Origin of the sequence: Olleya sp. UBA1516 (genome assembly GCF_002323495.1) — a bacterium.
Taxonomy (GTDB): Bacteria; Bacteroidota; Bacteroidia; order Flavobacteriales; family Flavobacteriaceae; genus Olleya.
This window is the reverse complement of record NZ_DCQO01000012.1, coordinates 160,106-175,027: the sequence shown is the minus strand read 5'-3', so window position 1 is coordinate 175,027 and position 14,922 is coordinate 160,106. Positions and strand designations below refer to the sequence as shown.

Below are 14,922 nucleotides of genomic sequence, written 5' to 3'. Positions count from 1 at the left end.
GCTTTTAAGAAGGTTGCCTGAAGTATGAAAAAAAATTATTTTTTTCTTTCTATGACATAATTCACCATTAACTCAAGCGAGTCTTTATATTCTGATTTAGGAAAACTACTTAGCAGTAATAATGCCTCTTCCTGAAATGCTTTCATTTTTGAAACAGCATAGTCCAATCCTCCATTGTCTTTTACAAATCGGATGACTTGATTAACCCGTTTTCTATCAGTGTTGTGATTTTTAACCGAATTGATTAACCACTTTTTGTCCTTTTTAGAACAATTGTTTAATACGTAAATTAAAGGTAAGGTCATTTTTTGTTCTTTGATATCAATACCAGTTGGTTTACCGATGCTTTGGGTACCATAATCAAACAAGTCATCTTTAATCTGAAATGCCATACCTATCAACTCTCCAAACTTACGCATACTTTCTACCTCAACAGAATTAGGTTTTACTGAAGCTGCTCCAAGACTACAACAAGCAGCAATAAGTGTTGCTGTTTTTTGTCTAATAATTTCATAATAAACAGCTTCTGTTATATCTAGTTTTCTAGCTTTTTCTATTTGAAGTAATTCACCTTCACTCATCTCTCTTACAGCAATAGAAATGATTTTTAAAAGATCAAAATCATTATTATCTATTGATAGTAATAATCCTTTTGATAATAAAAAGTCACCAATTAAAACTGCTATTTTATTTTTCCATAGTGCATTTATAGAGAAAAAACCACGACGCTTATTACTATCATCCACGACATCATCATGCACTAATGTTGCTGTATGAATCAACTCTATCACAGATGCACCTCTATATGTCCTTTCACTAACCTCACCATTAGACACCATTTTTGCAACTAGAAACACAAACATTGGACGCATTTGTTTTCCTTTACGATTGACGATGTAATAGGTAATCCTATTTAACAGAGCAACTTTAGAAGACATGGCAAGCCTAAATTTTTGCTCAAAAAGATCCATCTCAAAAGCAATAGGCTGTTTTATTTGTTCTGTTATTTTCAAAATAATGGTGTAACTTTTAGTAATATCAAAAATACGAATAATCTAATGGATTGAAATGTTAATAATTCGCAATTTTTATATTGGCACTCAAGTCAACAATTATTTTTTACTATATTTAAAGTCGTTAATATTTATATCCTAAAAACATGAAAAAAATTACATTTTTATTTTTATTTCTTACTGCTTCAATTGCATTCGGTCAAGTTTTGATTGATGAAGATTTTAATGCAGGTTTAAGCACACCTGCTGGATGGTCTAACACTGACCTTGCTAATGGTGGTGTTTGGTCTTTTAATAATACCGGAGAAGCTCCTGGATTTGGACCAGGCAACGTTGTTTTATATGAGGAAGGTTTCTCTGGAAGTTATCCAATTTTTGACAGTGATGCTCTGGGTAATGATGGTGAGGCTGAAGACACTTATTTAGAAAGCCCAACTTTTGATGCTTCTGCATTAACAGATGTACAATTAACATTTAATCATGTTATTCGTGCAGAATTTGGTGGTAACGGTTTTGTTGAAGTATTTGATGGTACAGCTTGGGTACAAGTGGTATTATTTAACAGTACAAACAATACTAGTGGAGCCAACGAACTTGATTTTGGTTTTAAATCTTATGATGTATCTACAATATTAGCTGGTGTCAGCAATGCAAAAGTTAGATTTAGATGGGTTGGAGATTATTCTTATTTTTGGGCTTTTGATAACGTAAAGGTTTTTGCTTGTACAGAAACTGCTGCACCAATTGCTGCAACAACACCTACTCCTACCAATGGTGCTACAAATATCCCTGTAGACATTACAGGAGCAACACCTTTAATTACTCCGTTTAATTGGACTGCTGGACCATCTGCAACCGTTTTTAACTTGTCTTTGGGTACAGATCCTGCAGGAACAAATATTGGTACTATACCAGGAGCTACTAATGGAAACGGAATAACTTTCAACTGGGCTTATGACACTACATACTATTGGTCTGTAGAGTCTTTTAATTGCTTTGGGTCTACTGCTAGTGCTGTTTGGTCATTTACAACTGAGACTGATCCTGCTTTATCTACTGATGAGTTTACATTAGATAATAATTTTAGCGTTTATCCTAATCCTGCTAGTGATGTTATAACTATTAAAACAAACTTAGCTATTGAATCTGTTGAAGTATACAACCAATTAGGACAACTGGTAATTAACAGAAAAGGTACAGATATTCTAGAAAACTCAATTAATATAGCCTCTTTAAATAATGGTATTTACTTAATAACAATTAATACTCAAGACAAAAAGCAAACGCTTAAATTTGTTAAAGAATAACCTTGTTATAGTTATAAAAAAAAGCGACTTTCAATTGATTTGAAAGTCGCTTTTTTATGTTTAAACTATTTTTTAAACTATTCTTTGTTTGCTAATTGCCCACATGCTGCGTCAATATCCTTACCTCTACTACGTCTAATAGTTACGGTTATGTTATTTTCTTCTAAAACGCTTTGATACATATCTATTGCTTGTGATCTTGCTTGCTGGAATTGACCATCATCAATAGGATTGTATTCTATAATATTGACTTTGCTTGGTGCAAATTTGCAAAACTGCACTAATGCATCAACATCTTTGCGTTTGTCGTTAATCCCTTCCCAAACCACATACTCATAGGTGATGCGATTTTTTGTTTTCTCATACCAATAGACTAATGCTTCTCTTAAATCTGCTAACGGAAATGTTGCATTAAAAGGCATTATGGATGTTCTGACCTCATCAATTGCTGAGTGTAGTGATACTGCTAATTTAAACTTAACCTCATCGTCTGCCATTTTTTTAATCATTTTTGGCACTCCTGATGTGGACACCACAATACGCTTTGGCGACATGCCTAATCCTTCTGGTGATGTTATTTTATCTATTGCTTTAAGTACGTTATTGTAGTTCATTAATGGTTCTCCCATTCCCATAAATACAATGTTACTTAATGGCCTGTCAAAGTATAATCTACTTTCTCTGTCAATTGCTACTACTTGATCGTAAATCTCGTCTGGATTTAGATTACGCATACGTTTTAATCGTGCTGTTGCACAAAATTTACAGTCCAAACTACAGCCTACTTGACTTGATACACAGGCTGTGGTCCTGGTTTTTGTAGGTATTAAAACCGACTCGACTATTAAGTCATCGTGTAATCGTACTGCATTTTTTACTGTACCATCACTACTACGCTGCATAACGTCTACTTTGATATGGTTTATAACAAAGTTATCTTCTAGCATTTGACGCGTGTCTTTGGACAGGTTGGTCATATCCTCAAAGGTGTGTGCACCTTTGCTCCATAGCCACTCGTATACTTGATTTCCTCTAAAGGCTTTATCGCCTTCTTTTTGGAAAAAGTCCCTAAGTTGGTCTTTGCTTAATGCGCGTATGTCTTTTTTCTTGATTTCCATTGGATTGCAAAAATAGTGAATCGTTTATTGATTTACGAATTACGATTGACGATTTACTGTAGATTATTTTAAAACTGGTCTTTGGGTTGTGCATTAGCGATGGAGACATTTGTTGAAGCTCTTGCTTTTGCCTTAAAGCAAATGCAAAGCGACTGTCGAGAGCGCGACCCTTGGGTAATGCCATAAAAAAAACCTCTTTTACTAATTAAAGCGAAAAGAGGTTTTAGTAATTTATATTGATAGGATTAGATGATTAACATCGCGTCTCCATAACTGTAAAATTTGTACTTTTCTTTTACTGCTTCTTCGTATGCTTTTTTCATGAAGTCGTGTCCTGCAAATGCTGACACCATCATTAAAAGTGTTGATTTTGGCGTGTGAAAGTTAGTAATCATTGCGTTTGCGATGCTAAAGTCGTATGGTGGAAAGATAAATTTATTGGTCCATCCTTCTACTTCGTTTAGTGTTCCGCTTGATGATACTGAGCTTTCTATTGCACGCATTGCTGTTGTACCTACTGCGCAAATGCGACGTTTTTCTTTTTTAGCGTTATTAATAACCTCTACTGCTTTAGCTTCAATTTTAAGCTCTTCGCTATCCATTTTGTGTTTAGATAAATCTTCTACTTCTACTGGATTAAAAGTCCCTAAACCAACGTGTAAAGTTACTTCTGCAAAGTCTACACCTTTGATTTCTAAACGCTTTAATAAGTGCTTAGAAAAGTGAAGTCCTGCTGTTGGAGCTGCTACTGCACCTTCTTCTTTTGCGTAGATGGTTTGGTAACGGTCTTCGTCTTCTGGCTCTACTTCTCTTTTAATATATTTTGGTAAAGGTGTTTCTCCTAACTCTTGTAGTTTGATTCTAAACTCTTGGTATGATCCATCGTATAAAAAACGTAATGTACGTCCTCTAGATGTTGTGTTGTCAATAACCTCTGCTACTAACGTCTCGTCATCACCAAAATAAAGTTTGTTACCAATACGTATTTTACGTGCTGGATCTACTAATACGTCCCAAAGACGTTGTTCTTGGTTAAGCTCGCGTAATAAAAACACTTCGATTCTTGCTCCTGTTTTTTCTTTGTTACCAAATAAACGTGCAGGAAATACTTTGGTGTTGTTAAGAATCATCACATCTTTCTCGTCAAAATACTCGATTAAGTCTTTAAACATTTTGTGTTCGATGGTTTGCTCTTTTCGGTTTAATACCATCAAACGAGACTCGTCTCTGTTTTCTGCAGGATATTCTGCTAATAGCTCTTCAGGTAATTCAAAATTGAAGTGTGATAATTTCATTTATTAATTAGTTGTTAAGTTAACAAGATTGCAAATATACAATCTGGAGATAGGCGTTGTCAAGTAAATGACCAATTATTATTTATTAAACACTAAAAATGAAGCCTAAAGCAGCCAAATCGTCCCAAAACGTTGGGTAAGATTTAGAGACTACTTTTGAGTCTTCTATAATTATTGGCACTTTTAAGGCTAATGGTGCAAATGCCATAGCCATCCTGTGATCGTTATAGGTTGCTATTGTAACATTTTGATGTCTATTAGTCGCTTTTTTTAATGTTAAGCTATTGTCTGTAATAGTTACTTGGCCTCCTAGTTTTTCAATTTCGGTTTTTAAGGCGACTAAGCGGTCAGTTTCTTTAATTTTTAGTGTATGTAATCCTGTTAAATGACAGTCTAACCCTAGTCCAAAAGCTGTAACCGAAATAGTTTGTGCTATGTCTGGTGCATTTTTTAAATCGAAATTAATTATCGTATCTGATGATGTAGCTTCGGTTTTTTGAAGGACAACTGTATTATTTTTAAAGGTTGTGGTCACACCAAATGCGTTATAAATTGTCGCTAAAGCGGAATCTCCTTGCAGGCTATTTTGCTTATATGATGATAACGAAATTGTTGTACCTATTGCAGACATTGCTACTATACTATAAAAATAGGATGCTGATGACCAATCACTTTCTACGGTTAATTGTTGCGTTTTATTAGCTAGTTGCTGTTGTGGGTAAATGGTAATTACATTATCCTGAAACTTTGTTTTTGTACCGATTTCTTCCAATAAGCTTAACGTCATTTTAATATATGGTACAGATGTGATATCGCCTTCAAGGGTTAATTCTAATCCGTTTTCTAATTTTGAAGCCACTAATAAAAGTGCTGATATATACTGACTACTTACATTAGCTTTAAGCGTAACTTTATTTTTAGTTAACTTTTTACCTGTAATTAATAATGGTGGAAACCCTTGGTTTTCTTTATAAGTAATCTGAGCTCCTAATTGATTTAAGGCATCAACCAAAATAGCAATAGGACGTTCTTTCATACGCTTAGATCCTGTAAGCTCTATTGTTCTGCCTTCTTGTGTTGAAAAATATGCTGTTAAAAATCGCATCGCTGTTCCAGCGTGATGTATGTCTATAACAGTGTCTTTTGACGCTAAAGCTTTAGCCATTAATACCGAATCGTCACTGTTTGAAATATTATTTATTTTAATTTCGGGATATAAAGCTTGCAACAATAACAGTCTATTAGATTCGCTTTTTGACCCAGTAATTTGGATAGCGTTTGTTTTATGTATTGTTGATTGGTGTAAATGTAAATTCATATGTAAAGGATTTCTGTAATAACAGAAATTAGTACTTTATTTTAATTTTTGATTGTTGTGATGTCTGTCGTGATCACGCTTAGTTTTAAGGTCTAACTTTTTATCAAAAGCTTCCTGAAGATCTATTCCTGTTTGGTTTGCCAAACACAATACTACAAACATAACATCTGCCAGCTCTTCTCCTAAATCTTTATTTTTATCAGATTCTTTTTCGCTTTGTTCACCATAGCGTCTAGCTATAATACGTGCAACTTCACCAACCTCTTCTGTTAATTGAGCCATATTGGTAAGCTCGTTAAAATAACGAACACCATGATTTTTAATCCAATTATCTACCTCTAGCTGTGCATTTTTAATGTCCATTTTTAAACTGTTTTAGGTACTGTTTTTTCAATTTATAAATTTACTACTATTTGAATAGTGTAACTAGTTTGTTTTACTAAATATGTATAACGAAATACGTTTTTATAATTACTGGTTTTGTGCTTTAAATAGTTTGTAATACTATTTTTGAAGCATCGTGCTTAGCTACTTCAGCTCTAAACAATCTATAGGCTTTATAGTCTTCTTTACTGAAATCTCCTTTATTTATTATTAACGTTCTGTTGTACACTAAGGTGTTTTTATTAGTTTTTGTAATAGAAAATTGATATGATCCAAACTTGTTTTTTATAGTAACATCCTCTTGTAGCGCTTCTATTTTTAAATTTTCAGGCAATATTATTGTGTATTGATCAGTATCTATAAACCCTCTATTAATTTTAAACGGTAATTTACGATTAGCATATTTTGGAGGTATATTTTTTGATTTATTAAATAAATTGGGTTCAAACAATAATCTGTTACCTACTTTTTTAGCATAGTTTTTGGCATTTAAAGCAATTTGCTCTTCAAACTCAATATTATCTTTGTTGTTATTAAATAACAAATTAGTTATTTGAATATTATTAATACCATCAAAATAATCTTTATAATCTAGTATATTTTCTTTTTCGGTTTGTGCTTCTAACCTTCTATATTTAGAATATTGCGTGCCTTTAGATTTAATGTTTATTTCAGCAATAATACTTCCGCTATTATCTAAATTAACCGTCGCATGAGTCACTTGAGAATTGTCATTGGTTTCATAGGCTTTGGTATGTACTATTTGACCTCCTGTTGGTGTAACTATAAGCACATCTCTGTCATCCGTAAAATTAGCATTATAACCAAACGGAACGGTTTGATCTGTACACTCTAAAGTAATATAACTATTATTATCTGGAATGGATAAAATAGCATGATTACCTTGTAAGGATGAGAAAGAAGTATCTATATCTCTTATATCTGAGTCACCATAAACAATGGTGTAATAGGACTGCACACCAACAACATCTAACAATGCCTTAGTGTAATTGGACAATCCTTTGCAATCTCCATAACCCAACCTATCTACGTCACTTGCCAACATAGGCTTCCAGCCTCCAATACCTATTTGAACACTAATATAGCGTGTTTTGTTTTGCATATAATTGTATACAATTTTGGCTTTTTCTAAAGGCGTTTTTGCGTCTGCGGTAAGATTTAAAATTTCTAATTTTACTGTTTCTGGTAACTCTTGGGTTCCTGCAATTAACTTATCATTAATCCATTTTCCAAACTCACTCCAATCTGTATTTTCGCCTTCTACACTTTCCATACTAAACTGTTTTAGTGCAAATTTAACATAGGGAACTGTTTCTGTAAACGATGGACTATAAGCCTCATAGTTTATAGCTGGAATGTTTTTAGCTTCATAGTAGAATTCAGACTTTTTTTCAATTTTAAAACTATCCAAGTTTGTTTCTTTGTAGCTTAATTGTATCTCAGAATTATTAATGATTTTTACCGATGATTGTTCTGTACTTAAGTGATAGCCTTCTATTGGATACCATTGTGGTAAAAATGCAGTATTTGTTGATACTGTTTCTAAGTTAAAAACAATAGTATATGGATAAGCGCTTGGTGTATAATCTATACGTTTGGCTCTATTATCATTAAAAATTGAAATACCATCTGCTACACTTACATCCAAAAAATCTCTTTTTTTGTACTTTTTAACCTCTTTTCCAAAAGCATCATATATTACAGCCTCTAGTGTTTTTATGGATTTAGAATCGTCATAATACACATAAGCACCTTCGTGTTTTTGACCATATTTATTAAGGACAGTAACAGCACGTTTCTGGTTTGTAATTAGCTTATCCTTAGCGTCAATAGTTATTTCGGTATGACTAGATCTAATAATTGCATTGGCATTTTTTTTTAAATCCGAATCAATTAGAAGTGCTTGATATGTATCCTGAGCAAAAGTATTTATGGAGACAAAAAGTATCAAAAAAACACTTTTAAATAGTGTAGTTGTAGACATTTAAAATAATTAAACTCTAATATATAAAATTTGTAGAAAATGTAAAACAATGACTTGAATAAATCCTGTAATTACGCTTACTTTATTACTTAGTTTTTGTTTTAAAAATTAGTGGTCTAACTAAAGTTTCAAATAAACCCATAGCCACTCCAAAAAAGATAGACATATTAATTAATTGATTATTTGTATAATCAGATGTTACAAAATAATTAATTAGATATCCTAAAACACCATAAAACAATGCTGCTACAAAAAATGTGATTACCTTTTTTTTCATGCTACTCTTTATTTTTAGAATCTATAATGATAGTTACTGGACCATCATTTAGCAACTCCACTTTCATGTCTGCGCCAAACTGACCTGTTTGTACAGGTTTATCTAAAACAGATTGTAATTGCTTTACAAAAGCTTCATACAAAGGGATTGCAATATCAGGTTTTGCTGCCTTGATATAACTTGGTCTATTTCCTTTTTTGGTACTTGCATGTAGTGTAAATTGGCTTACAACCAACGCCTCGCCATTTATGTCTATTAATGATTTATTCATGACTTGATTGTCATCATTAAATATGCGACAATTAGCAATTTTGTTGACTAACCAATCAATATCATCTTGCGTATCTTGCTCTACAATCCCAAGTAAAATTAGTAGTCCACTGTTAATATTAGCTACCAAATCACCTTCAATAGTTACGCTTGCTTTACTAACTCTTTGAATGACTACTTTCATTTATTCTTGATTCCAGATATCGGTTCTGTAATGTTCCTCGTCTCCTTCTACAATTTGCACATAACTTTTATATCGTGATGCTGCGATTTCATCTTTTTCTAAAGCTTCTTTAACAGCACATTTAGGTTCTTCGATATGTAAACAGTTATTAAACTTACAATCTTGTTTTAAGGCAAAAAATTCTGGAAAATAATCTCCAATTTCTTCTTTTTCCATATCTACTACACCAAACCCTTTAATTCCTGGTGTATCTATAATTTTAGCATCAAAACTTAAGTCAAACATCTCTGCAAAAGTTGTAGTATGTTGACCTTGCATGTGTTGCATGGATATGGCTTTAGTTTTTAGGTCTAAAGCTGGCTCTATGGCATTGACCAATGTTGATTTTCCAACACCAGAATGACCAGTAAACATACTTACCTTCCCTTCCATTAAGCCTTTAACTTGCTCTAGATTTTTTCCGGTCGTAGCCGAAATACCTATACATTCATAACCAATTTGACGATAAACATGAGCTAAGTACCTTACCTCATCTAAAGTCTCTTGATCGTAAGTATCAATTTTATTAAATAATAAAACTGCTTTAATATCATAAGCCTCTGCTGTTACTAAAAACCGATCTATAAAACTCGTAAATGTTGGTGGATTATCAATAGTAACTAATAAAAACACTTGGTCAATATTTGACGCAATAATGTGTGTTTGTTTGGATAGATTTACGGATTTACGGACAATATAGTTTTGCCTGTCATGAATGGTGTTAATTACACCTGTTTCTTGATCAGATTTTGTATCTAATTCAAAGTCCACAAAGTCTCCAACAGCAATTGGATTTGTGCTTTTAATTCCTTTAAGTCTAAACTTACCCTTAATTCTACACTCGTAAGTTTGACCTAATTGGGTCTTTACTGTGTACCAGCTACCTGTGGATTTGTATACGCGTCCTGTCATTATTACAAATATGAAAATTATTATGGTCTATTCCAACAAAAATCAGTACCAAATAGCATCCTTTGTCGGTTTAAAATTTTTATTAACTTCGTGTCTTAACATAAATTATATCATGAAAAAAAACTATTTATTTATCGCATTAGCCATTGTTGGCTTTATTTCTTTCTCATTTATTACTAAATCTGACAAAAGTGGTCAGGTAGAGTATAAGGTTGTGACTGTTGTAGAATCTATTGTACCTAATGGTTTAGGTCGTTCTAGAATGATATCTGCAAATGAAACTAAAGATTACAAAGAATTTACAACTGTGCGCTCTGATGATAAAGATTCTGATGAAAAAAACAAATCTAAAAGAAATGAAATCAGAGTTAAAAATTATGACGAAACTAAGTTATTAAACTTTTATAATTTAGGTGGAATTAGATTTCAAAATATAGCTGCTAACGATGCTGTTATGACATCAAAAGTTAATGACATGGTAGCACAAGGATGGGAATTAGCCTTCATAAACACTGGTGTTGAAAGTGAAGGTGGAAAAGGAGATGGTAAAGGTATATTTATTACACGATACACTTTTAAAAGAAATCTTTAAAAACAAATATTAAAAAAGCCTCTTAAATTTAAGAGGCTTTTTTTATTTTAAAAATTATCCTTTTATAATTTTTTCTTGATGATTAATAGACTCTTGGTGAATAGCTTTAAACATTTTTAAAATAAACTCTTCACTTAAACCTTTAGACTCACCTTCTAAAACCATTTTTCCTAAAATCTCATTCCAACGTTTGCTTTGTAAAACCGCAACGTTTTTCTGTTTTTTAAGACCTCCAATTCCGTCAGCAATTTTCATACGCTTACCTAAAGCTTCGATAATTTGATTATCTACAACGTCTATTTGTGCTCTTAGGTTAGTTAACTCTTGATTGTATTCTGCTTCAGGATCAGACTCTTTTCTAATCTTTAAATCTACCATCATTTGAATTAATGATGTAGGTGTAACTTGCTGTGCAGCATCACTCCATGCGTTATCAGGATCTGTATGCGTTTCAATCATTAATCCATCAAAATTTAAATCTAATGCAGTTTGAGAGACATCAAAAACCATATCACGTTTTCCAGTAATATGCGACGGATCGTTTATTAATGGTAAATCAGGAAATCTGTTTTGAAACTCAATAGCAATTTGCCATTCTGGAATGTTTCTATATTTAGTTTTCTCGTAAGTAGAAAATCCTCTATGGATTGCGCCTAAGTTTTTAATACCTGCAGTATATAATCTTTCAATACCACCTAACCATAACGCTAAATCTGGATTTACTGGATTTTTAACCAACACAATTTTATCTGTTCCGGCTAATGCATCTGCTAATTCTTGCATGATAAATGGACTAACTGTAGATCGTGCACCAATCCAAAGTAAATCAACATCATTTTCGATAGCCAATTTTACGTGTGCAGCATTAGCAACTTCAGTACAGGTTTTCATGCCTGTTTCTTCTTTTACTTTTTTAAGCCAATTTAAACCTAAAGCACCAACACCTTCAAACATTCCTGGTCTTGTACGCGGTTTCCATATACCTGCTCTAAAATAGCTAACATCAGTATCTTTTAGCTCGTGTGCTATTTTTAATACTTGCTCTTCTGTCTCTGCACTACATGGTCCAGCGATTACTAATGGATGATCTAACTTCATGTCATCCAACCAGTTTCTCATTTCTTTTTTATTTTCCATAATCTTCTAATCTAAAGCCTCAAAATTATTTAGAATTTTAGAGGTATTACTATTTATTGTATTCCGTTTAATATTTGTTTTATGTAATTAGTGTCTTTCATTTCGTTAAAAATACCTTCAAAGTCATCATTTTCTATCAGTTTTTTAAACTGTGTTAAATTAGCAATGTAATCTTCTAATGTTTCGACTACATTAGTTTTATTCTGTTTAAAAATTGGTGTCCACATGGCTGGACTACTTTTGGCTAATCTTACAGTACTTTCAAATCCTGAACCTGCCATATCAAAAATATCACGCTCATTCTTTTCTTTTTCAATAACCGTTTTACCTAGCATAAACGCACTAATGTGTGATAAATGTGATACGTAGGCAATGTGTTTATCATGTGATTCGGGATTCATGTAACGCATGCGCATCCCAATGTCTGTAAATAAACTAACCGCTTTTTCTTGTAATTTAAAAGCTGTTTTTTCTACTTCGCAAATGATATTTGTTTTTTGATTAAACAGATTTCTGATTGCTGCTTTTGGTCCAGAAAACTCCGTTCCTGCAATAGGATGCATTGCTAAAAAATTGCGTCGTCTTTTATGATTTTCTACAACTTTACATATATCTGACTTAGTCGAACCAACATCTGCAACTAACGTAAAATCTGATATTTTATCTAGTACTTGAGGCAAAACAATTACTGAAGCATCCACAGGAATAGCTAACACGACTAAATCTGCCTTATCTAAATCCTCCAAAACTGCTTTATGGTCTATAACACCAAGCTCTAAAGCTTGATTTAAGTGGTCTTCAGAATTATCTATACCGTAAACTGTAACTTCTGGACGTTTATTTTTTATATCCAAAGCCAAGCTACCACCAATTAATCCTACACCAATTATGTATATATTTTGTATCATACTCTTGCTATTGCTTCTTCTATTTGGTCAGTCGTTGCACATAACGAAAATCTTACATATCCTTCGCCTTGTGTTCCAAAAACCGTTCCTGGCGTTATAAATAGGCTTTTATCGTGTAACAATGTATCTATAAATGTTTCTGATTTATAACCTTCTGGTGATTTTGCCCAAACAAATAAACCTGAGGCATTTTTATCATACGTACAGTTTAATTTATCGGCCAATTGCCATACTAATTTACGACGTGTTGTATACACTTTGTTTAAATTATCAAACCAATCCTGCGGACTATTTAATGCTGTTATTGCGCCTTTTTGAATGCCATAAAACATACCAGAATCCATATTGCTTTTTACTTTTAAAATTGCATTAATATGGTCTTGACTTCCTAACACCATACCTACTCTCCAACCAGCCATATTAAATGTTTTGCTAAGTGAGTTTAACTCTAAACACACCTCTTTTGCGCCTTTAATGTTTAAAATACTTAACGGATTATCGTTTAAAATAAAGCTATAAGGGTTGTCGTTTATTAGCAATATATCATGCTTTTTAGCAAAATCTACTAACTTTTTTAAATCTGCTTTTTTAGCCTTTGCTCCTGTTGGCATATGTGGATAACTGATCCACATTAGTTTAACTTTAGTTAAATCTAAAGCTTCAATCTCGTCTAAATTAGGTAGCCAATTATTGCTTTCATCTAAATTATAAGCGATAGGATTAGCTTGCACTAATTTAGTCACAGCTGCATATGTAGGATAGCCTGGATTAGGGATCAAGACACTATCACCTTCATTTAAAAAAGCCATAGAGATATGCATAATCCCTTCTTTACTTCCCATTAATGGTAATACTTCTGTTTCTGGATTAATCTGTGTTTGATATTGTTTTTTATAAAATTCTGAAATAGCTTGTCTAAACTCAGGTAAGCCTTGATAGCTTTGATATTTATGTGCATTAACATCTAATAAACCTGCTGTTAACGCTGCAACAACTTGGCTTGATGGTTGTAAATCTGGACTTCCAATTCCTAAATTAATTATAGGTTTTCCTGCTGCTTTTAAAGCATTGACTTCCTTTAATTTTTTAGAAAAGTAGTATTCCTCTACACTATGTAATCTGTTAGCTACTTTCATTATTTTTTTGCATTTTTATATTGACCAATAACTTTAAAATGGGTGGCCATAATATCCATTATAGATTTTGCTTTTTTGAAATCTTGATAATCTTGAAAGGTTACATCCACAAAAAAGGCATATTTCCAAGGAGTTTCAATAATTGGCAAAGACTGTATTTTTGTTAAGTTTAATTTGCAATCACTCATGACATTTAAAATGGTTGCTAAACTTCCTCTTTTATGGTCTAATTCAAATTTGATAGACGCTTTATTAATTTCCGCTTCAGCGATCTCAGAATTATCTTGTTTTACAATAACAAAACGGGTTTCGTTATGCTTAATAGTCTGGATGCTTTTTGCTAAAATATCTAGCTCAAATATCTGCGCAGCTAAAGTACTTGCAATAGCTCCTGTATTTTTTAATTGTTTATTATGAATACGTTCCGCAACCTCTGCAGTGTCCTTATCTTCTATAAGTTTGATATGTGGATATTGCTTAAAAAAGGCTTTACATTGCAACAAAGCCATAGGATGAGAATATACTTCTGTAATATCCTCAATCTTTTGATTTGGCAAAGCCATTAAGTTGTGTTGAATATCTAAATAATACTCTCCTACTACGTGTAAATTATTAGTATCTATTAGCGCATAATTAGGTATAATGGAGCCTGCAATTGAGTTTTCAATAGCCATTATTGCTGCATCTGTCTGTTTATTAAGGACACTTTCCACTGTTTGGTCAAAAGACATAAACGGAACAATACTAACATTAGTCTGAAAATAATTTTGAGACACAATGTGATGAAATGATCCTTTAATACCTTGTATAGCTACTGATTTTATCAATTTAGTATTCTTTTTAATTGAGTTATCCTATTTGTTTTGTGTAATCCTGACTTATTAAAACAAAAAAAGTCTCGATATATATCGAGACTTTTTTAAAAAATATATGTTGCTAAATTACATATACAGCGTCTCGTTCCTTTTGTTAAAAAAGAAATAATACCAGCTAAAATATGTATTGTTTATTGTGCTCATGTTTGTAA

At 32.5% G+C, this 14,922-nt stretch carries 15 protein-coding genes; 2 read left to right on the top strand and 13 right to left on the bottom strand.

The features are described from left to right. Positions 1–35: 35 nt before the first annotated feature. On the bottom strand, positions 36–1,013 hold the full coding sequence (locus B2989_RS08245) for a polyprenyl synthetase family protein (protein ID WP_292947106.1): 978 nt from the start codon (positions 1,011–1,013) through the stop codon (positions 36–38). 146 nt (positions 1,014–1,159) lie between these two features. Here B2989_RS08245 and B2989_RS08240 point away from each other — a divergent pair, with 146 nt between their 5' ends. Beyond that, a complete protein-coding gene (locus B2989_RS08240) occupies positions 1,160–2,320 on the top strand; it encodes a T9SS type A sorting domain-containing protein (RefSeq protein WP_292947103.1) in 1,161 nt (386 codons plus the stop codon). Between the two features lie 77 nt (positions 2,321–2,397). Here the strand turns inward: B2989_RS08240 and rlmN are convergent, their stop codons facing one another. The 8 genes from rlmN to rsgA all read right to left on the bottom strand — a co-directional run bounded on the left by rlmN (position 2,398) and on the right by rsgA (position 10,122). Next, complete coding sequence (rlmN, locus tag B2989_RS08235; protein WP_292947100.1) at positions 2,398–3,438, bottom strand: 23S rRNA (adenine(2503)-C(2))-methyltransferase RlmN; 1,041 nt, start codon at positions 3,436–3,438, stop codon at positions 2,398–2,400. Positions 3,439–3,683: 245 nt separating this feature from the next. Further along, positions 3,684–4,733, bottom strand: a complete 1,050-nt coding sequence (gene queA / locus B2989_RS08230; protein ID WP_292947097.1) for a tRNA preQ1(34) S-adenosylmethionine ribosyltransferase-isomerase QueA — start codon at positions 4,731–4,733, stop codon at positions 3,684–3,686. Between the two features lie 85 nt (positions 4,734–4,818). Then, positions 4,819–6,051: a 3-phosphoshikimate 1-carboxyvinyltransferase gene (locus tag B2989_RS08225; RefSeq protein ID WP_292947095.1), complete on the bottom strand. Its 1,233-nt coding sequence runs from the start codon at positions 6,049–6,051 to the stop codon at positions 4,819–4,821. Positions 6,052–6,087: 36 nt separating this feature from the next. Beyond that, on the bottom strand, positions 6,088–6,414 hold the full coding sequence (locus B2989_RS08220) for a nucleotide pyrophosphohydrolase (protein ID WP_028284341.1): 327 nt from the start codon (positions 6,412–6,414) through the stop codon (positions 6,088–6,090). Between the two features lie 124 nt (positions 6,415–6,538). Further along, positions 6,539–8,440, bottom strand: coding sequence for a DUF3857 domain-containing protein (locus tag B2989_RS08215; protein ID WP_292947088.1), 1,902 nt, complete (start codon positions 8,438–8,440; stop codon positions 6,539–6,541). 85 nt (positions 8,441–8,525) lie between these two features. Further along, the gene (locus tag B2989_RS08210; RefSeq protein WP_292947085.1) at positions 8,526–8,717 is read right to left on the bottom strand and encodes a hypothetical protein; all 192 of its coding nucleotides are present in this window, start codon (positions 8,715–8,717) and stop codon (positions 8,526–8,528) included. A gap of 1 nt (position 8,718) precedes the next feature. Beyond that, complete coding sequence (dtd, locus tag B2989_RS08205) at positions 8,719–9,171, bottom strand: D-aminoacyl-tRNA deacylase (RefSeq protein ID WP_292947082.1); 453 nt, start codon at positions 9,169–9,171, stop codon at positions 8,719–8,721. Further along, on the bottom strand, positions 9,172–10,122 hold the full coding sequence (rsgA, locus tag B2989_RS08200) for a ribosome small subunit-dependent GTPase A (RefSeq protein WP_292947079.1): 951 nt from the start codon (positions 10,120–10,122) through the stop codon (positions 9,172–9,174). A gap of 112 nt (positions 10,123–10,234) precedes the next feature. Here rsgA and B2989_RS08195 point away from each other — a divergent pair, with 112 nt between their 5' ends. Next, on the top strand, positions 10,235–10,714 hold the full coding sequence (locus B2989_RS08195) for a hypothetical protein (RefSeq protein ID WP_292947076.1): 480 nt from the start codon (positions 10,235–10,237) through the stop codon (positions 10,712–10,714). A 54-nt stretch (positions 10,715–10,768) separates the two neighbouring features. Here the strand turns inward: B2989_RS08195 and B2989_RS08190 are convergent, their stop codons facing one another. Genes B2989_RS08190 through B2989_RS08175 form a run of 4 tightly spaced genes read right to left on the bottom strand, consistent with a single transcriptional unit; the run spans position 10,769 to position 14,722 of the window. After that, on the bottom strand, positions 10,769–11,851 hold the full coding sequence (locus B2989_RS08190) for a bifunctional 3-deoxy-7-phosphoheptulonate synthase/chorismate mutase type II (RefSeq protein ID WP_292947071.1): 1,083 nt from the start codon (positions 11,849–11,851) through the stop codon (positions 10,769–10,771). Between the two features lie 53 nt (positions 11,852–11,904). After that, positions 11,905–12,756, bottom strand: coding sequence for a prephenate dehydrogenase (locus B2989_RS08185; RefSeq protein ID WP_292947245.1), 852 nt, complete (start codon positions 12,754–12,756; stop codon positions 11,905–11,907). Beyond that, positions 12,756–13,898, bottom strand: a complete 1,143-nt coding sequence (locus tag B2989_RS08180; protein WP_292947242.1) for a pyridoxal phosphate-dependent aminotransferase — start codon at positions 13,896–13,898, stop codon at positions 12,756–12,758. Before B2989_RS08180 ends, B2989_RS08185 begins: the two co-directional genes overlap by 1 nt. Beyond that, the gene (locus tag B2989_RS08175) at positions 13,895–14,722 is read right to left on the bottom strand and encodes a prephenate dehydratase (protein ID WP_292947068.1); all 828 of its coding nucleotides are present in this window, start codon (positions 14,720–14,722) and stop codon (positions 13,895–13,897) included. The genes B2989_RS08180 and B2989_RS08175 overlap by 4 nt, the downstream gene beginning before the upstream one ends. Between the last annotated feature and the right edge of the window lie 200 nt (positions 14,723–14,922).